Annotated in this window: 20 protein-coding genes and 1 other RNA gene; 6 read left to right on the forward strand and 15 right to left on the reverse strand. The window is 43.7% G+C overall.

Going from position 1 to position 19977, the window contains the following annotated elements:
- Positions 1-238: 238 nt before the first annotated feature.
- The 7 genes from gcvP to EAE92_RS07520 form a co-directional block, all read right to left on the reverse strand.
- Positions 239-3115, reverse strand: a complete 2877-nt coding sequence (gene gcvP, locus EAE92_RS07490) for an aminomethyl-transferring glycine dehydrogenase (protein ID WP_214067624.1) — start codon at positions 3113-3115, stop codon at positions 239-241.
- Between the two features lie 87 nt (positions 3116-3202).
- Positions 3203-3595 (reverse strand): glycine cleavage system protein GcvH, encoded by a 393-nt coding sequence (gcvH, locus tag EAE92_RS07495; protein WP_214067625.1) that lies wholly within the window; start codon positions 3593-3595, stop codon positions 3203-3205.
- A gap of 121 nt (positions 3596-3716) precedes the next feature.
- Positions 3717-4811: a glycine cleavage system aminomethyltransferase GcvT gene (gene gcvT / locus EAE92_RS07500; RefSeq protein WP_214067626.1), complete on the reverse strand. Its 1095-nt coding sequence runs from the start codon at positions 4809-4811 to the stop codon at positions 3717-3719.
- Between the two features lie 358 nt (positions 4812-5169).
- On the reverse strand, positions 5170-6402 hold the full coding sequence (ubiI, locus tag EAE92_RS07505; RefSeq protein ID WP_214067627.1) for an FAD-dependent 2-octaprenylphenol hydroxylase: 1233 nt from the start codon (positions 6400-6402) through the stop codon (positions 5170-5172).
- Positions 6403-6440: 38 nt separating this feature from the next.
- Positions 6441-7619, reverse strand: coding sequence for a 2-octaprenyl-6-methoxyphenyl hydroxylase (gene ubiH / locus EAE92_RS07510; RefSeq protein WP_214067628.1), 1179 nt, complete (start codon positions 7617-7619; stop codon positions 6441-6443).
- Positions 7620-7626: 7 nt separating this feature from the next.
- On the reverse strand, positions 7627-8943 hold the full coding sequence (gene pepP / locus EAE92_RS07515) for a Xaa-Pro aminopeptidase (protein ID WP_214067629.1): 1317 nt from the start codon (positions 8941-8943) through the stop codon (positions 7627-7629).
- A gap of 48 nt (positions 8944-8991) precedes the next feature.
- A complete protein-coding gene (locus EAE92_RS07520) occupies positions 8992-9567 on the reverse strand; it encodes a YecA/YgfB family protein (protein WP_214067630.1) in 576 nt (191 codons plus the stop codon).
- A gap of 185 nt (positions 9568-9752) precedes the next feature.
- Between EAE92_RS07520 and zapA the strand changes: the two genes are divergently transcribed.
- The 3 genes from zapA (at position 9753) to EAE92_RS07535 (ending at position 11012) form a co-directional block, all read left to right on the forward strand.
- Positions 9753-10082 (forward strand): cell division protein ZapA, encoded by a 330-nt coding sequence (gene zapA / locus EAE92_RS07525; protein ID WP_049582342.1) that lies wholly within the window; start codon positions 9753-9755, stop codon positions 10080-10082.
- Positions 10083-10192: 110 nt separating this feature from the next.
- Positions 10193-10379: non-coding RNA, 6S RNA (gene ssrS, locus EAE92_RS07530), on the forward strand.
- A 36-nt stretch (positions 10380-10415) separates the two neighbouring features.
- Positions 10416-11012, forward strand: a complete 597-nt coding sequence (locus EAE92_RS07535) for a 5-formyltetrahydrofolate cyclo-ligase (RefSeq protein ID WP_214067631.1) — start codon at positions 10416-10418, stop codon at positions 11010-11012.
- Positions 11013-11112: 100 nt separating this feature from the next.
- Here EAE92_RS07535 and serA read toward each other — a convergent pair whose 3' ends face one another.
- From serA to EAE92_RS07555, 4 genes are all read right to left on the reverse strand, one after another.
- Positions 11113-12354, reverse strand: coding sequence for a phosphoglycerate dehydrogenase (gene serA, locus EAE92_RS07540; protein WP_214067632.1), 1242 nt, complete (start codon positions 12352-12354; stop codon positions 11113-11115).
- Positions 12355-12627: 273 nt separating this feature from the next.
- Positions 12628-13287: a ribose-5-phosphate isomerase RpiA gene (gene rpiA, locus EAE92_RS07545; RefSeq protein ID WP_036810763.1), complete on the reverse strand. Its 660-nt coding sequence runs from the start codon at positions 13285-13287 to the stop codon at positions 12628-12630.
- Between the two features lie 169 nt (positions 13288-13456).
- Positions 13457-13618: a hypothetical protein gene (locus EAE92_RS07550; RefSeq protein WP_192880111.1), complete on the reverse strand. Its 162-nt coding sequence runs from the start codon at positions 13616-13618 to the stop codon at positions 13457-13459.
- Positions 13619-13805: 187 nt separating this feature from the next.
- Positions 13806-14360 carry a hypothetical protein gene (locus EAE92_RS07555; protein WP_214067633.1) on the reverse strand — a complete coding sequence of 185 codons (555 nt, stop codon included), beginning with the start codon at positions 14358-14360 and terminating at the stop codon, positions 13806-13808.
- A gap of 441 nt (positions 14361-14801) precedes the next feature.
- On the opposite strand from EAE92_RS07555, the gene EAE92_RS07560 reads away from it, so the two are divergent.
- Complete coding sequence (locus EAE92_RS07560; protein ID WP_065389353.1) at positions 14802-15704, forward strand: LysR family transcriptional regulator ArgP; 903 nt, start codon at positions 14802-14804, stop codon at positions 15702-15704.
- Here the strand turns inward: EAE92_RS07560 and EAE92_RS07565 are convergent.
- Together EAE92_RS07565 and argO are read right to left on the reverse strand one after the other, a co-directional pair.
- Complete coding sequence (locus EAE92_RS07565) at positions 15701-16423, reverse strand: oxidative stress defense protein (protein WP_065389129.1); 723 nt, start codon at positions 16421-16423, stop codon at positions 15701-15703. The two genes, EAE92_RS07560 and EAE92_RS07565, sit on opposite strands and share 4 nt — an antisense overlap.
- 113 nt (positions 16424-16536) lie before the next feature.
- Positions 16537-17160, reverse strand: a complete 624-nt coding sequence (gene argO, locus EAE92_RS07570) for an arginine exporter ArgO (RefSeq protein WP_065389130.1) — start codon at positions 17158-17160, stop codon at positions 16537-16539.
- A 235-nt stretch (positions 17161-17395) separates the two neighbouring features.
- On the opposite strand from argO, the gene EAE92_RS07575 reads away from it, so the two are divergent.
- Complete coding sequence (locus tag EAE92_RS07575) at positions 17396-17776, forward strand: hypothetical protein (RefSeq protein WP_036781312.1); 381 nt, start codon at positions 17396-17398, stop codon at positions 17774-17776.
- A gap of 112 nt (positions 17777-17888) precedes the next feature.
- On the opposite strand, the gene mscS is transcribed toward EAE92_RS07575, so the two are convergent.
- Positions 17889-18761: a small-conductance mechanosensitive channel MscS gene (gene mscS / locus EAE92_RS07580; protein ID WP_214067634.1), complete on the reverse strand. Its 873-nt coding sequence runs from the start codon at positions 18759-18761 to the stop codon at positions 17889-17891.
- Positions 18762-18896: 135 nt separating this feature from the next.
- On the reverse strand, positions 18897-19265 hold the full coding sequence (locus EAE92_RS07585; protein WP_046396958.1) for a YacL family protein: 369 nt from the start codon (positions 19263-19265) through the stop codon (positions 18897-18899).
- A gap of 97 nt (positions 19266-19362) precedes the next feature.
- Between EAE92_RS07585 and EAE92_RS07590 the strand changes: the two genes are divergently transcribed.
- Positions 19363-19938 carry a Dabb family protein gene (locus tag EAE92_RS07590; protein ID WP_214067635.1) on the forward strand — a complete coding sequence of 192 codons (576 nt, stop codon included), beginning with the start codon at positions 19363-19365 and terminating at the stop codon, positions 19936-19938.
- Positions 19939-19977: the final 39 nt, after the last annotated feature.

Here is a 19977-nt window from a genome sequence, read left to right on the forward strand (position 1 = left end):
TTATTAATGAAATATTATTACCTATAAAAACTTATTTAAATAAAATATCAATAAAAACATTTTATTAAAAAAAATAAGCCATAATGAAAGATACTGTTAAATTAGAAATAGCATGTGAAATTTGGGAGAAAAAGGGATTAAATATATAAAATAATTTTATATTTAAATCGACTTCGCCAGTAAATATAAATAATAGCAACACCAGTTATTATACTGGTGTTGACTATTTTATTAGTGATTATTGATAATCACTGACAGGTGCGCAGGAACAATGCAGGTTACGATCACCGTAAACATCATCGAGACGTTTAACCGCAGGCCAATATTTATTGGCTTTGGTTTCCAAGGTTGGGAAAACCGCGGTTTCACGGCTGTAACTATGGCTCCAGTCAGAAACCAGTTCAGCTTGTACGTGAGGCGCATTGACCAATGGGTTATCTTCTAATGACCACTCGCCTTTCGCCACTTTGCTAATTTCAGCACGAATTGCCAGCATCGCATCCACAAAGCGATCAATTTCTACTTTGCTTTCTGATTCTGTAGGTTCCACCATTAGCGTACCGGCAACCGGGAATGACATGGTTGGCGCATGGAAACCATAGTCAATCAAGCGCTTGGCAATATCCATCTCTCTGATACCAAACTCTTCTTTCAAAGGTCGAATATCCAGAATACACTCATGCGCCACATAACCGTTATGACCGGTATACAACACGTCATAATCATTCTTTAAGCGGGCAGCAATATAGTTAGCATTCAAAATCGCCGTCTGGCTTGCCTGTTTCAGCCCTTGCGAACCCATCATACGGATATACATCCAGCTAATAGGCAGAATAGAAGCACTACCAAATGGCGCCGCTGAGACAGCTCTCTGTTCAGTAATACCATCCATTTGAACTACCGAGTGTCCCGGTAAGAACGGCGCCAAATGAGCTTTTACGCCAATCGGCCCCATTCCTGGACCGCCGCCGCCGTGTGGGATACAAAATGTTTTATGCAGGTTGAGGTGTGAAACATCAGCGCCGATAAAACCGGGCGCGGTGATGCCAACCTGCGCGTTCATATTCGCGCCATCAAGGTAAACCTGACCACCATACTGATGAATGATTTCACACACCTGACGGATCGTTTCTTCATATACGCCGTGGGTTGATGGGTAAGTCACCATGATGCAGGAAAGTTCGTCACCGGATTTTTCCGCTTTTTCACGCAGGTCTGCCAGATCAATGTTGCCTTCTTTATCGCAACTCACCACCACCACGGTCATACCTGCCATATGAGCAGAAGCTGGGTTGGTGCCATGCGCAGAACTTGGGATTAAACAGATATGACGATGCCCTTCTCCACGGCTTTCATGGTAACGGCGAATAGCAAGCAGGCCCGCATATTCACCCTGCGCGCCGGAGTTTGGTTGCATACAAACAACATCATAACCTGTTAGTTGCACCAGCCAGTGAGATAATTGGCTGATCATTTGCTGATAACCCTGCGCTTGCTCTGGCGGGCAGAATGGATGCAGTTCATTAAATTCAGGCCAAGAGATCGGTAGCATTTCTGCCGCAGCATTGAGTTTCATGGTGCAAGAACCCAACGGGATCATGGCCTGATTTAGTGCTAAATCCCGGCGCTCAAGACGATGCATATAGCGCATCATATCCGTTTCGCTGTGATAGCGGTTGAAATTTGGATGCAGAAGGATTTCATCACTGCGCAACATGGATGCAGGAATGGAGTGACTTTCCGTCATCAGTTCTTGATCCAGTGCTTCAACATCTAGCTTGTCATCTGTGCCTGTCAGCACAGAGAACAATTTGACCAGATCATCACGGCTGGTAGCCTCGCTCAATGTGATACCCACCGCGCCGTAAATATCGGTACGCAAATTGATTTCAGCTTTGTCTGCCCGGGCCAATACCGCTGCTTTATCAGCGACTTCAACCGTCAGCGTATCAAACCAAGTTTTGTAACGCAGAGTGAACCCGGCTTTCTGTAACCCGGCCGCCAGAATGTCAGTCAGACGATGAATACGGCCCGCAATGCGTTTCAGCCCCTTCGAACCATGATATACCGCATACATCCCGGCGATATTTGCCAACAACACCTGAGCCGTACAGATGTTGGAATTGGCTTTCTCACGACGGATATGTTGCTCACGGGTCTGCATTGCCATGCGTAGCGCGGTATTACCTGCCGCGTCACGGGAAACACCGATAATACGTCCCGGCATGGAACGTTTGAATTCATCACGGCTGGCAAAAAATGCTGCGTGGGGACCGCCATAACCCATTGGCACCCCAAAGCGCTGGGCAGAACCAAACACAATGTCAGCCTCTTGTTTACCCGGCGCGGTCAAAAGCACCAACGCCATCAAGTCAGCGGCAACACTGACAATGATTTTGCGCTGTTTCAGTTGTGCGATCAGATCAGCATAATCATGAACTTCACCGGTTGTGCCAACCTGTTGTAACAGCACACCAAATACGCCTTCCAGCTCCAAGACTTTTTCTGCTTTATCTACAATCACATCAAAGCCAAAGGTTTCCGCGCGGGTACGAACAACGTCCAATGTTTGAGGATGGACATCATCAGCAACAAAGAAACGGTCAGCATTTTTTAGTTTGCTGGTACGTTTTGCCATCGCCATCGCTTCCGCCGCCGCGGTAGCCTCGTCCAGTAGAGAAGCAGAGGCGATATCCAAACCCGTCAAATCGATCGTCACTTGTTGGAAATTCAACAGTGATTCAAGGCGACCCTGAGAAACTTCTGGTTGATAAGGTGTATAAGCGGTATACCAGCCAGGATTTTCTAATAAATTACGCAAAATAACCGGCGGAAGTACAACAGGCACATACCCCATGCCAATATAGGATTGGTAACGCTTATTTTGGCCGGCAATCGTTTTCAGTTCAGCTAGCGCTTGCTGTTCAGTCGCACCATCGCCAACATCGGGCGGCTCTGGCAACGCGATATCACGGGGAACAATTTTCTGTGTTAACTCATCAAGGGAACTTGCTCCCACTGTCGCCAACATCTCTTTTTTCTGTTCGGCGGAAGAGCCAATATGACGGCGGATAAACTCGCCCTGATTCTCGAGTTGGCTTAATGTCTGGATCATTTGTGACTAATTCCTGAAGCTGGCCAGAAATGGCATACAAATAAAAACGCCCTGCTCACAATGTGAAACAGGGCGACGGTAAGCATATTATTCTTCTTCGTCCAGAAGTGCCTGATATCCTTCGGCATCCAGCAAACGCGAAAGTTCACTTTCATCAGAGGCTTTAATACGGAGCAGCCAACCTTCGTTATAAGGCTCGCTGTTAACTAATTCGGGCGAGTCATTTAGCGCTTCATTAACGGCAATAATTTCACCACTCAGCGGCGCATAGATATCAGAAGCCGCTTTTACTGATTCAACCACCGCGCAATCATCGCCAAGATTGATTTCACCACCTACTTCCGGCAAATCAACAAAGACCATATCGCCTAGCAGCTCCTGTGCATGCTCGGTAATACCTACCGTGTATTCACCATTGCCTTCTGCACGAACCCACTCATGTGATTGGGCATATCTTAACTCTGCGGGTACATTACTCATTACCATCATCTCCTTCAATCTTAGAATCTACCCCGGTTAGGCTATTTTATGCTGCTGCGCCAATCATGCTTACCAGGATAAATTGCTATTTACTCATCAAGTTATTATTCGATAAAAATGACTATACGAGAGGCTTACCCGCCCGTACAAAGCTAGGTTTGACTACCTGAACCGGCATTTCACGATTGCGAATTTGGACAACCGCCTGTTCACCAATCCCCTGCGGCACTCGGGCAAGGGCAATACTGAATCCTAATGTTGGAGAGAACGTGCCGCTGGTAATAACGCCAGAATGTAAGGCGCCCATCTCATCAGTAAAACTAACTATTAAGCCACCACGTAACACACCCTTTTCTCTCATCACCAAGCCAACTAACTGCTCGGCGCCCTCTTCACGCTGTTTTTCCAGCGCTTCACGGCCGATAAACTGGCGATCTTCGGGTTTCCAAGCGATTGTCCAGCCCATATTAGCCGCAAGGGGAGAAATGGTTTCATCCATTTCCTGCCCATAGAGGTTCATACCGGCTTCAAGCCGCAGCGTATCACGCGCGCCTAATCCCGCGGGCTTAACGCCGACACTCAGCAATTTTTGCCAGAAATCCACGGCCTGCTCTTTTGGCAACGCCACTTCATAACCCGCTTCACCGGTATAACCCGTTGTCGCGATAAACAGATCCCCCGCCTGAACGCCAAAGAAAGGTTTCATTCCGGCAGTAGTCTGTTTTTGTTCATCATTCAATAGAGACTCTACTTTTGCCTGAGCCTCAGGCCCCTGAACCGCAATTAATGCCAGATCATCACGAACCTGAACATCAACCGGGTAACTGGCTACATGTTCATTAATCCATGCCAGATCTTTCTCACGGGTCGCAGAATTGACCACCAATCGATAAAAATCATTGCTGAGGTAATAAACAATCAGGTCATCAATGACACCGCCAGAAGCATTAAGCATCCCGGTGTATAGGGCTTTGCCCTTTTCTGTCAATTTAGCAATGTCATTTGCCAGCAAATAACGCAGGAAATCACGGCAACCAGTACCATGCAGATCCACAATCGTCATGTGGGAAACATCAAACATACCGGCATGAGTGCGGACAGTATGATGCTCATCCATTTGTGAACCATAATGCAAAGGCATCATCCAGCCATGAAAATCTACCACACGCGCACCACAAGCCAGATGCTGGTCATACAATGGAGTTTGTTTTGCCATTATTTCCCTCTTTTCATTTTCTACATGAAAACATACCGCGTATTAACCGACAGCTACTGTGAATCATGAACAAAAAGCGGCTAAAAAACGCGACGCAAACGATATCTTAAAATGAAAGTTATCACTGAAAACCAAAATGAACCATAAGTAAAAATAGGGTTCAATTTAGTGACCGTCAAAAAACGTGTTATGAGTATGCAGAATTTTCAACTATTAAAATGAGTCATAATACTCAAAATTAACAATTAACTTTAGAAAACACTCATTTTCTGTTACAAGCTAACTGAAATATGAATAAAATCATCTGTTCATATTTCAGCAAGACATGAGAAAAAGTTATCGATAAGCAGAGGCTAAATTAGATTTTTTCAGCCGAATAGGATTTAGAAGAGAGCCAGTCCGGTAAGTCATTCAACCCCATTGCCTGACGAAGTAATTTAGGTTTAATTCCCGGTAAATTATCTGCCAGAGATAACCCGATATCCCGCAAAAGTTTTTTCGCCGGATTATTGCCATCGAATAATTGACGAAAACCTTGCATGCCAGCCAGCATCACAGCAGCGCCATGTTTACGGCGGCGCTCATAGCGACGCAAATAAAAGTGCTGACCAATATCTTTTCCCTGACCATGCAAACGACGCAATTCACCTATCAGTTCAGCGACATCCATAAAGCCCAAATTCACTCCCTGTCCTGCCAATGGGTGAATGGTATGAGCGGCATCGCCCAACAGGGCCAGACGATGAGCCGCAAAATTACGAGCATAACGACCGGTCAGTGGAATTGTCAGACGTTCACTCATCAGTTCACATTGACCAAGGCGCAGATCAAAATCTACCGCCAATTGCTGGTTGAAACGCTTATGATCAAGCTGTTTGTACTGTTCTGCGATTTCACCCGGTAGTGACCAGACAATAGAACACAAATGGGGATCAGCAAGGGGCAAAAACGCCAAAATACCCTCACCATAAAAGACCTGGCGGGCAACCCGGCCGTGCGGCTCTTCGGTGCGAATAGCGGCTACCAACGCATGATGTTCATAATCCCAAAATGTGAGAGGGATATCAGCATGTTGACGCAACCATGAATGAGCGCCATCAGCGCCAACAACTAAACGAGCGGTTAACATGCGACCATCGGATAAAGTCATAAAAGCTTCATTTTCACCCCAGGCAACCTGTTGCAAAGCCGCCGGCGCCAACATGGTCACATCAGATAAGCTATCCGCTTTTTTCCATAATGCTTCACGAATAACCCGGTTTTCAATGATATGACCAAGATATTCCAGCCCATATTCAGCCGCGCTGAACTGAATACGGCCAAAGCTATCCCGCTCCCAAACTTCCATTTCCTGATAAGGACTGGCGCGCATATCCAAGATATGTCGCCACACACCAAGATGCTGTAATAAGCGTTCACTGGCTGCATTAATCGCAGAGACCCGCAAAGCATACTCTTCTCCAGCAATAACAGGTTGAGTAGGCGGATAACTCTCCACCACTGCCACCCGCAAGCCGCTGCCTTGTAAGCCACAAGCGAGCGCCAAACCAACCATACCGCCACCAGCGATAACCACGTCAAATGATTGCATAATATAACGTCCTCTTACTTTGTCTGCTTGATCCGCGGTTATCTTTGGGCAACCCAACCCAAAGTCTGACGGGCCAGTATATCCCGCATAGGAGAGCATTTTTCCATCATCATCAGGCCGAAGTGACGCCCGACTTGTAATGGAAAATAACGATTGGCAAATATCCGTATCAATCCATCGGTAATATCGATGGTGTTTTCTCGATCTAAAACTCGTTGTTGTTGGTAGTTGGCCAGAACCTGGTAAGCGCCGATATCCTGTCCAGCAGCAAAAGCCTCAGAAACAATCCGGGCCAGTGTCATAACATCCCGCATACCAAGATTGAAACCCTGACCTGCGATTGGATGTAATGTTTGCGCGGCGTTTCCCACCAGCGCCAATCGATGGCTAATTTGTTGATTCGCGGTAGATAGTGTCAATGGATAACTATGACGATGACCGGTTTCCAATATTTTCCCTAGTCTCCAGCCAAATGCTTGCTGTAACTGCCGAAGAAATTGCTCATTATTCCAACCCGCTATCTCCTTTTGCCGCGCCAACTGATGGCACCATACCAGCGAGCTGCGCCCCCCAGACATTGGCAACAAAGCAAGTGGACCATGTTCTGTGAAACGTTCAAACGCACTGCCCCGTGGATGCTCCGCAGTCAGTACATTAGTAATTACAGCTATCTGTTCATAAGCGTGCCGTTGCCACTGAATATTACAGGCGAGACCAATGGCAGAATGGCTGCCATCCGCCGCTACCAGCAATTCACCTTGCAGCCGTTCGCCACTGTCCAGAGTGACAGCCACCGATGACAGGGTTCTTTCAACAGCCATAACCTTGGATGGGCAATATAACGTGACACCAGGCGCATTTTTCAGTAATCCGAACAAACACTGCCCTGCATCATACAATTCGATAACATTGCCCAAAGCTGGAATGTTATATTCTTTTGCATAAAGGTTCACAAACCCGGCATGACCACGATCACTAACATGAACGTGAGTTATCGGTATCACATACTCTTCCAGAGCAGACCAAACGCCAATCTGTTGTAAACGCTGGCAAGTTCCGTAAGCCAGCGCTATCGCTCTGGCATCAAAACCGGGATGTTTCCGCTCCGGTTCTGCCGCTTCAATCAGGGATACATGAATCCGCCCCTTACTCAGGGAAGATATCGCCAGCGCAAGCGTCGCGCCGGTCATGCCTCCACCAACGATAATCACGTTCATTCTTAACTTAACCCTGCTTTGCTTTCGCCATCAGAGCTTCAATCTCATCAGCTTCTTTAACAACACTGGCTGTCAGGTTTTCATTACCTGTTTCAGTGATCAAAATGTCATCTTCAATACGGATGCCGATACCACGATATTCCATCGGCACATCAGCATCCGGTGCAATATAAAGCCCCGGTTCAACAGTCAATACCATTCCCGGTTGCAAAATACGGTCACGCTCTACACCATAGTCACCGACATCATGCACATCCAACCCTAACCAATGACTCAAGCCATGCATAAAGAACTGACGATAGGCTTTAGTTTCGATTAAATGTTCAACTTCACCGTGCATAATGCCTAGCTTCACCAACTCTTCCACCATAATCTGAACGACATGTTCCGTGACTTTGTCGATGCTGGCCCCCGGCTTATACAATTCCAATGAAACATTGAGCGTTTTCAGGACGATATCGTAAATTTCACGCTGAGCACGGGTAAACTTGCCATTGACAGGGAAAGTACGGGTGATATCTCCGGCATAACCCTGATATTCACAACCGGCGTCCACCAACACCAAATCACCCTCTTTCATCCTACTTTCATTCTCGGTGTAGTGCAGAATGCAGCTATTTTCACCACTCCCGACAATCGTGTTGTAAGCAGGGTAGCGAGCGCCCTGATGAGCAAATTCGTGATGAATTTCGGCTTCCAATTGATACTCGAACATACCTGGACGGCAAATTTTCATCGCGCGCATATGGGCCTGCGCACTGATTTCACCTGCCCGGCGCATCATTTCAATTTCTGCCTTAGATTTGAACAACCGCATTTCATGCACCCAAGGGCGCCAATCCGTTATCGTTAAAGGCGCTGAAAGATTACGACGACCGCCTTTTCTTAATATATCCAACGCATGGAAGACAATTTCATCGGCGTAAGCAAATTCGCCCTGTGCGTGATAAACCACATCCAAACCATTCAGTAACTGATAAAGCTCCTCCTTGATATCATCAAAAGGCAAAGCGCGATCAACACCTAGCTTCTCCGGCGCCGCTTCTTGCCCAAGACGGCGACCAAACCAAATTTCCGCAGTCAGGTCACGCGCTCGATTAAAGAGCACGCTATGATTATGCTTATCATCACTCTTAATTAATATCAGCGCCGCTTCCGGTTCATTAAACCCGGTCAAATAAAGGAAATCGCTATGCTGACGATAGGGATGTTCATTATCTGAATTTCGTGGCGCAGGCGGGGCGGAAAAAATAATCGCTGCGCTGGCCGGAGCCATTTTTGCCAGTAAAGCCTGACGGCGGGATAAATATTCTTGTTTGATCATATCCTCTCCTGCGACCTAGTTAATTATTTTGCCTTCAATAAACACCAATTAATGCAATGTTGGTTTGTCGTTTTTTGCGATTAAAACGGTTTTAGGTTCAGTAAAGGCGATATAGCAAAGCTGTGCCGCCACTCGCACATATTCAAGGACCTCTTCCAATGCCTGAGCCAACTCTTCTTGATCATCGCCTTCTTCATAACCAAGCAGAGCGATATTGCGTAAATCGCCAATAATCTCACTGATCTCTTTTCTATCCGCGAATTTCGGTTGAGCAACACCTAATCCCAGCAAAAAATGGTTAACCCATCCCGCTAATGCATCTGCGCGTTCAAACACATTATCTTCCTCATCTGGCAGCAATAAACTGAATGCAAAATTACTGTCATCCAATGATTCAAATGTGATTTCACGTAATTCACGCAATTGTTGAGCTAATGGATGGGAAAAAGCCAGCCCATCATTCGCTAAATCATGAACTAAGACCTGCCAGCTACTGTCGCGGTTACCGCCGCACAGCAGGCCGCTAATCAACCCATGCATCTCCGCTGCCGTCAGCGCCACTGACTGTTGATGCAATATTTCGTCAAAAGATTGATAATCTGGTAATGAATTCTGTATAGACATGTGTATTGGTCATCGTTGACGGTGTAAGTTCATGCTATGCTACCACCAAGGGGAGTCGCTATACCAGACAACAACCTAGCTAATCGTTAGTTGTCTGTCGGTATTGCGTTATAATGATTGGCGCCGGTTTCAATTCTATAATTCAGAATTAAAACCGGAGCGCAGTAATAAGTCAGGAAGGGGTCATGTCTGCACAACCGGTAGATATCCAGATTTTTGGGCGGTCACTACGTGTCAATTGTCCATCAGAGCAAAAAGAAGCATTACTGGCTGCGGCTGTGGAACTTGAGCAACGTTTAGATGATTTGAAAGAGCGCACCAGAGTAACCAATACTGAACAACTGATTTTTATTGTGGCACTGAATATCTGTCACGAATTGGCACAAGAAAAAGTGAAAACCCGTGACTATGCCTATAATATGGAACAGAAAATAAAGATGCTTCAACAGACTATAGAACAAGCATTAGTGGAACAGGGTCGCATCACTGAGAGCACTATTTCACCAAATGAATGAATTCTATTGATAAATCATACATTAGTGAGTGAATCATTCGAGAATTAGTTGCTTTCTGTATTTAGTTTCATACAATAGGTGTCACAAAGTTGCTTACAAGCACTGAATAAATTTCTCTGAGATGTTCGTTAACGGGGAAAGTCCCCTGAGCCGATATTTCATACATTATAGAATGTGGTGCTCCGTAGTCTGGTGTGCATGCTCGGTTTGGCCGAGAAGCCTAAAAGCTGCGACGCTGCGTTCACCTTGAACCAAGGGTTCAAGGGTTACTACCTGTAACGGCATCTTGGAGAATCTCAACCTGAATCACTGCTGCCATCCATTGCAGGTTCTATGCAATCAGAGTCCCTATTATCACTCAGACAAAGCATTAGGAAGAAAATACGCCAGCAACGCCGTGAACTCACTCCTGAACAACAATCTCTGTTTGCAAGACAGGCTGCTAGGCAAGCAATCAACCACCCCAAAATTTGCCAAGCCAACAAAATCGCGCTATTTCTTTCGTTTGATGGTGAACTTGACGCCCGTCCACTGATTAACCAACTCTGGCAGCAAAATAAGCAGATCTATCTGCCCGTATTACATCCTTTCCGTCATCACCATCTGCTGTTTTTAAACTATCAACCCAATACTTCGCTTGTCAGAAATCGCTTCCATATAGAAGAGCCGCCGCTAGATGTTAGGCAGGTTTTACCGTTATCAGAGCTGGATATTATGATAATCCCGTTGGTTGCTTTTGACCGCACAGGTCAGCGGCTCGGCATGGGAGGCGGCTTTTACGATCGCACACTGAGCCAGTGGCAACAAAAAAATTTCTATCCAATAGGTTTAGCGCATAACTGCCAGTTAGTCGATACACTGCCAACAGCCGAATGGGATATCCCATTACCAGAAATCATCACACCAGAAAAAATCTGGCAATGGCGGTAAAAAATGGGCGCTTTACACAACGCCCATTTATGACATCTCAAAATATACCTATGGATTTCAAGATGCATCGCGGAGGCAACTCGAAAGATAACAGGTATAATCAGTAAAGCAGACGAGAACGGATAGTACCCGGGAGTGCTTTCAGTTTCTGAAATACCATTTCAGCTTGAGCCGGATTTTCAGTCACAATATCAATAACCACATAACCCATATCTCCACTGGTACGCAGATACTGAGCGGCAATATTGATATCCTGTTCGGCAAACACTTGGTTAATACTGTTCAATATACCCGGCCGATTTTCATGAATATGCAGAAACCGGTTGGTATCATCAGCATGAACAGGAAGAGACACTTCTGGGAAGTTTACTGCCGATAAGGTAGAGCCATTGTCAGAGTATTTCGCTAACTTTCCTGCGACTTCGTAACCAATATTTTCCTGCGCTTCCTGGGTAGAACCACCAATATGCGGCGTCAGCAACACATTATCAAATTTACACAACGGTGACTCAAACGGATCATTATTGGTTGCCGGTTCAATGGGGAACACATCCACAGCCGCCCCTGACAGATGTTCACTTTCCAATGCATCACATAATGCCGGGATATCCACCACCGTTCCACGTGAAGCATTGATCAAGATAGAACCCGGTTTCATCAGTGTAAGTTCGGTTGCACCAATCATATTTTTAGTTGATGGCGTTTCTGGTACATGCAAACTCACCACATCACTCATATTCAGCAATTCTGACAAATGACGTACCTGATGAGCATTACCTAATGGCAATTTGTTTTCAATATCGTAAAAGTAGACATCCATACCGATATTTTCAGCTAGAATACCAAGCTGAGTACCAATATGACCGTAACCAATAATCCCCAGTTTTTTCCCACGCACTTCATAGCAGCCCTTAGCCTGCTTATCCCACACTCCTCGATGCGCATTCGCATTCGCTAAAGGGATACGACGCAGCAGTAACAACAATTCTCCAAGGACCATTTCAGCAACAGAGCGGGTATTAGAAAATGGCGCATTAAAGACAGGGATACCACGTTTTGCAGCCGCTTTCAGATTAACCTGATTGGTGCCAATACAGAAACAACCTACAGCAACCAATTTTTCGGCTGCCTGAAAAATGTCTTCGGTCAGTTGTGTGCGGGAACGGATACCAACAAAATGGGCATCACGAATTGCCTCTTTTAACTCTTTGGAATCTAACGCTCCCTTATGATATTCGATATTGCTATAGCCGGCTGCTCGCAGATTTTCTACCGTGCTCTGATGCACGCCTTCCAATAGTAAAAATTTAATCTTATCTTTTTCCAGAGATACCTTAACCATTTATCCTGCCTATTGTTACGCTTCGTTACATTTAAGATTCATTCTCTCAACATAACAAAAAAAACGAACACAGCAATATAAACGATTGCTATTCCCGTCACATAAGTCTTAATAAAGCAGTTATTATGCGGAATAAAATGATCTGAAAAAGCACAAAATTAGGATTTAGATTAAATAAAAATCAGAGATACGAAATATATCACTAAATTCTTCTCCGATTTTAACAGTGAAAAAATTTTTAAGGGCGAAGAACTTCGCCCTCTATGAATAATATTATTGAGTGATGGTTTTCACTCCATCAAGTGTTCCCATCAATATAATATCCGCACCACGGTTAGCAAATAGTCCCACAGTCACCACACCTGAAATACGATTAATTTTATTCTCTAACTCAACAGGATCGAGTATGGCTAGATTATGCACATCAAGGATCATATTGCCGTTATCAGTCACAACATTCTGACGATATTTTGGTACTCCCCCCAACTTAACCAACTCACGAGCAACATAGGCGCGAGCCATTGGAATTACTTCGACCGGCAGAGGAAATTTGCCCAATACATCAACTTTTTTAGAAGCATCAACAATACAAACGAATTTTTTCGCTATTGCAGCGATGATTTTTTCACGCGTTAATGCAGCGCCACCGCCTTTAATCATCTGCATATTGCCATTGATCTCATCCGCGCCATCAACATAGATATCAAGGGAATCCACTTCATTACAATCGAATACAGGAATGCCCAAGCTTTTTAACTTCTCAGTAGAAGCCTCAGAGCTGGATACCGCCCCTTCAATCTGATCTTTAATGGAACCGAGGGCATCAATAAAATGTGAAGCCGTTGAACCTGTCCCCACGCCCACAATTGTTCCTGGTGTAACAAATTCGAGCGCTGCCCAACCCACTGCTTTTTTCAATTCGTCCTGAGTCATATCAATTCATTGCCTATATCAGTTACAAGGAAAGACCTCGACTAGTATAAACTTTGATAGCAACAAAGAAACCGCAATTCAATTAAAGTTGAATAGGATAAGTCACGGGAAATATAAGATTAAATGATGCCAAAACCCGCCATAGGGCGGGCGACAAAAAGAGTGATGTTTATGCTGCTTCTTTGTTACGACGACGACCTTGCTTTTCTTGGCTTGGTGCCTGAGCATGTTCTTCCAAAGCCGGACCTACTTTCATGAGAAAATCCAAGGTCTCCCCAGCTTTCTTATAAGTTTGAATGGTATCGAACATCGGTTCTTTTTGTGTTCTCATTAGCAACACCTCATAAAACAACTTCATATTACTGAACTGATTTCGTCATACAGGAAAAAAATTCCCGACAAAATCTCTCTGTTATGACCATCGCAACAAATTTAAATAAACAAAATAGCTATTTTACCTAGTTCTACCTGGATACCATAACGCACATCTAAACGCAGAGATGTCAAAGAACCAGATGTCAAAAAACTAACTCCTTAGACCTGCTCTCCAACTTCGCCGTTAATGTTTTAATATCACATGACATTACATACCCACAGCGCTCCAGCTCAAAACCAAACGAACGATAGTAAGCTATTTTATCCTTAACAGGTTCATGAATCCTGATGTCTTCACCACCAGACATATTCATGAAAATCAATGTTGCGTATAGAGTATACAAAAGCATCTTCCTATGCAACGGATGATTTTCCATATCCTTCACAAAATTTTCCAATACATGGATGTTAAAACTCTTATCACTCAAATCATATATGGACAAAGCGACTCCAGCGGGAGCAGATTCAATTTGGAAATTTTCCCTTGATATGACAAATTTTATACATAAGCTGAAACAGTCATGTCGATTACCGATCTCTGTAATATAATAATCCCAGTTAAGCTCACCATAGGCTCCCGTTAGCATGTTTGTATCGCTGTCAGAGATAGGACCAACCGCCAGATCTATTCCTCTCTGATCCATATATAACTGCAAAGTATTATATGTTAATTGTGCAACATGTTTCAGTGACAACATAATAAAGTAACCTTACTTACATTTTTATTGTTATTAAATAGCCAAAAGTAACATCTTTTAGACAATTTTATGAAAAATCCACACTTAAACGAAACATGCAAATAATCCTTAATTCAATCACCTTAATGTCAGTCACCTTAATTCAATCAAAAGCTAATTATTAAGCTAACCAAAACAACTTCACACAGTTGTTGTTCTCCGAGCATATTATTTATTCCACCACGTTAACAAACGTGACCTTCAAAAATGGAACCCCCTTCCCATAAAGGCCACCAATCAACGAAATTTCTCCAAAATTGGATGTAACATCGGTAATCTTTGGCAGGTGAGGCTTTACAACACACCAGATAAATTGCCTCATCCATCAGAAAAATATGGCATAGTGCTATACGGAAACATAAATAGTGCTATGCGGAAACATAAATGGAGAATCTTTCTGTAATGAAACGTCCTGATTACCGAACACTGCAAGCCTTGGATGCTGTTGTCCGTGAACGTGGTTTCGAACGCGCAGCCCAAAAACTCTGTATCACTCAATCCGCGGTTTCTCAACGTATCAAACAGTTGGAAAATCTGTTCGGCCAGCCTCTACTAGTACGCACCGTTCCTCCGCGTCCCACTGAACAGGGACAAAAACTACTGGCGCTATTACATCAGGTAGAGTTGTTGGAAGAACAGTGGCTAGGCGATGAACAGGGGACAGATACGCCATTGCTGCTTTCATTGGCAGTCAATGCTGACAGCTTAGCAACCTGGCTGTTACCGGCACTACATCCGGTACTCTCTGATTTACCTATCCGACTCAATATTCAAGTTGAAGATGAAACTCGGACTCAGGAACAGTTAAGAAGAGGTGAGGTCGTTGGCGCGGTCAGTATTCAACCACAGCCTTTACCCAGTTGTCTGGTCGATAAATTAGGGGCGCTGGATTATCTGTTTGTCGCCTCACCAGAATTCGCTGCCCGCTATTTCCCAAATGGAGTTACCCGTTCAGCGTTACTAAAAGCCCCTGCGGTTGCATTCGACCATCTGGATGATATGCATCAAGCATTTTTACAACAGAACTTCGAGTTGTCGCCGGGTAGCGTTCCATGTCATATCGTCAACTCATCCGAAGCCTTTGTACAACTGGCGAAGCAGGGTTCCACCTGCTGTATGATCCCTCATTTACAGATTGATCAGGAATTGAAAAATGGTGAACTGATCGACTTGACGCCGGGTTTATGTCAGCGCCGGATGCTCTATTGGCATCGTTTCGCACCGGAAAGCAGGACCATGAAAAAAGTGACTGACGCCCTGTTGAAACTTGGGCGTCAGATGTTAAGACAAGATGACACGGATTAAGGTTTCAGTTCAAACACAACATCAACCTGATCGCTGAAATTGATGCTATCCTGCTGGTAAGTTTCACCCACTCCAGCAGCAGCACCTCCCGCCATCATCACATCAGAATTGCGATACTTCATATGGTCAATTACCTCTGGCGCTCGGTAATTGATACTGTATATCGAACCCACTTTGCTATTAAAGCCTTTCGCCAGCGCGTCAGCTTGTTCAATCGCATTCTCAATGGCTTTCTGACGGGCTTCATCACGATATTTTTGCGGATTATCCACCCCAAACTGAACAGATACGATTTCGTTCAAACCCGCTTTTAATGCACCATCGAGCAGATCATTAAGTTGCTCTAACTTACGAACCTTCACCTCCACTGAACGGATCGCACGATAGCCTTTCAACACCGATTTGCCAGATACATTGTCATACTCATAATCAGGCTGAGTACGCAGATTCGCGGCATCAATATCTTTCTTTTCAATACCGTTCTTTTTCAGAAAATCAAAATATTTAGCAACCAACTCATCAACCTGCTTTTTAGCCCCAGAAGCATCTTTAGCAGAAATATTGACGTTAATCATCAATGTTGCTATATCCGGTTCAGCTTTCACTACCGCATTACCAGAAGTAATAACATGAGGGACTCCGGGTAAATCAGCAGCCTGTGCAGCAAGTGGCACCCCGGCACTTAACATGGCGGCCAACCCTAATGATTTCAATTTCACACAACCTCCGAAGAAAATCTGTTACAGAAAATGTTCATCCCACGGAAAAACCGAAATATACATGGGATGAATAAAACACTAACACAGAGACTGCATGCAAAGAAGTGTCCAGCTCAATCAGAAATTAGTAATCCCTGCTTAGCAAGTTGCCATGCGATATACCACATAATGACACAGATAAACCCATTAATAATCCGTTGAGAAAGCGGCTTACTTAGCACAGGGGAAAACCATGCCGCCAGCAATGACAGAGAAAAAAACCAACTAACAGAAGCGCTTGCCGCACCAAAAGTAAACCAAGGTCTGAGTTCTGAAGATAACTGACCACCAATACTGCCCAAAACAACAATAGTGTCTAAATAAACATGCGGATTTAACCAAGTGACCGCAAATATAATCGCAATTACTCGCCAGCGGTTTTTTGCTATGCCACTCGCCTGCACTTGTTCAACATTGGCAAACAAAACCACACGTAAAGCCCCCCATCCATACCAGAATAAAAAAGCAACACCTCCCCAGGTGACAAATTGCAAGAGTAAAGTTGACTGACTAAGTAATGCACTACCGCCAAATACACCGACACCAATCAGAAAACCATCACTGATCGCGCACAAAGTTGCGCTCATCAAATGAAACTGTCTCCTGCTGCCTTGCTGCATAACAAAGGCATTTTGTGGACCAAGAGGCAAAATCATTGCTGCGCTAAGAAAAAAACCCTGTACAAATGTCGATAACATAAAAAAACTCCTCAATAATTATTCACTTTGCTATTTCAATGTTCAGAATATTAAGAAGAATAGCTCATTAGAGGAAATAAATGCTTCTAATCGATCATAAGAAATTTTAATAACCAATCAAAAGGCAGGTTTTTATAGGAAAACTATTTGATTAACTCAAAGAAAATCAAGCTAATACACACTAAAAGCGTTAATGAATCTATCAACGCTATGAAAATAAGAGGAAGAGATTATTTTGAAAAAAATTACGGGTTTCATGCTGTTAGCAATCATTATTATTGCCGCTCTTACTGTCAGAAACTACTATTTGCTGCGAAATGATGTTGAAGAGACATTAAACCACTATGAAATAATTGAATATTATATTGGTACAGCAAATATTACAGATGTGGAACTAAGTAATTATCAGCCTTTCTTATGTGAAAAAGGCTGTGAACGTTTCGTTCTTAAAATACGAGGTGAAAAAGGAGATGGGATAGTCACTGCTGATATTAATTTCCATACTTCAGATGTTTCGTCTGCTATCCTTTGCTTGTCTGATAACAAGAAAATAGCACTGACAGAAGATATCAGCGATGATTTTATTAAAAACAACCTTAATACCTTATGCCAGTAAAATAAGCCAGAATAATAGAGCGTCCGCGCTATTCACAGCGCGGCGCTAATTTACCGGTAAAAATTTACAGACTATTCACGCCATCAGATGATTATTATCCAATATCCTCTGATTAATCACCCATTTTACTCCGCGCCATAGCTTGGTTCTGATGCAAATAAATATCCATTTGTGGATAAGGAATACCGATATTGTGTTTATCCAATGTACGCTTAAAATTCTCCATCAAATCCCAATAAACCTCCCAAGCATCGCCATTGGCAGTCCATACACGCACAACAAAATTCAGTGAAGAAGGCGCCATTTCATGCAAACGAATCGTCACGCCTTTGTCATGCTGAATACGGTTGTCTGCGGCAATAACATCACCTAATACTTTTTTAACTTCATCAATATCCGCATTATACGCAACACCGACCATAATCTGAGTTCGGCGATTCGGTTCACGACTGGTATTAATAACATTATCAGCAATAATTTTCCCATTCGGGATTACAATGATCTTGTCATCCGCTGTACGCAATGTAGTAGAGAAAATCTGCACTTGAACAACCGTGCCCTCAACCGCACCCAGAATAACATATTCGCCCGCACGAATTGGACGAAAAGCCACCAGCAATACCCCTGCGGCAAAGTTGGACAAAGAACCTTGTAAAGCCAAACCAACAGCTAAACCAGCAGCACCGATAACCGCAATGACAGAAGCCGTCTGAACGCCTAATTTGCCCAAAACTGCAATAATAGTGAACGCAATAATCGAATAACGAACAATAGCAGCCAGGAAATCTGATACTGTTACATCAATGCCGCGCAATGACATAACTCTTCTCACGCCCTTACTAATGAGTTTCGCCGCCATCAATCCCAGAACAAGAATCAGAATAGCAGCAACAGTATTGACCAGATATTGAATGATTAAATCCTGATGATTAATAAGCCAACTTGTAGCTTCATTAATGCCACCAGACAGATTGATATCTTCCATTAAAACCACCTTAATTCTTTAGCTATTCAACTATAATCGAATAAAATTACTCAACGACTATCCTTCATAGCAACCATTAACAGTAAGAAAAAAACCTATCGTGCCAGAAAATTCTTTTTGTCTATATACAGCTTTTTACCAATCGTTTTTTAAAATAAAGTCCCGATAATCAGTCAACATATCAAGAAAATCCTTGGTACCACAAAAAGACAGGCTCTCATTATCGTAATAGCTCATGCCCTCCTCCATCGAATCAGTTTCAAACTCAAGCTGATTAGCACGAACCATAACCTCTTCCTCATCCATTAGCAGCGTATATTCGTGACCCACAAGTTGCCATTGACGTTCACTACCTTTAATTTCAGCCAGTGCTGCGGCAACCTTATCTATTACCGTTAAATCACCGTTAACTTCTTCATTCAGCCACTGACCAATAGCTTCATGATCCATTGAGAATCGGCTAGTCACCTTTCCAGTGACATCCAGCAAAAATTCGTAGTCCATCATTAACCTCCGGTGCGTTCTTTCCGTTCAAAATTTCCTAGCAATTCCGCCCCAGAATCAGCCCACAAACTGCAAGAAGTGTGAGATTAACGCCTCTATGCCGACACAACGATATGGTTTGCACCTGAATAATCGAAATGTCCACCCCAAGCTATCCTTGAAGTTTGTGTCCGCGATGGCTTTCATCGGAGAAGAGTTCAGCCTTAGTGCAAATATAGACAAATACACTATAATTAATAATATCTCAGAGAAACAAAAACAGCAAAATCGAACACACATCCACGAATCGATGAGGTATATTCAAGAGCCTTGCAATACAACCAGCTATTTTCTATCTTGTCTGGAAAAACAAAGACACTTTTCAGGAGCCATTATGATACGTCATATTCTTTTGTTAAAATTCGCACCCGAAATACAAGAACAACAATTAACGACGATAAGAGATACCGCGATTTCCATGCCACATCAAATCAAAGGTATTTTTTCTGTTGTTGAGTGGGGAGGTAATGTAAGTAGTGAAAATAAGAATAAAGGTTTTACACATGCTATCACCATGACATTTGATGATCAAAAAGCTATTTCAAACTATTTGTCTCACCCTGCACATGACAAATTAAAAGATCTCCTTAAAAATTCCGTCGACGATATCATCGTCTTTGATTATGAGGTGTAATTTTCATTTCTGGGGAATAACTATCTGCTAATCAATGTT

Source organism: Photorhabdus hainanensis, from assembly GCF_018448965.1.
GTDB classification, from domain to species: domain Bacteria; phylum Pseudomonadota; class Gammaproteobacteria; order Enterobacterales; family Enterobacteriaceae; genus Photorhabdus; species Photorhabdus akhurstii.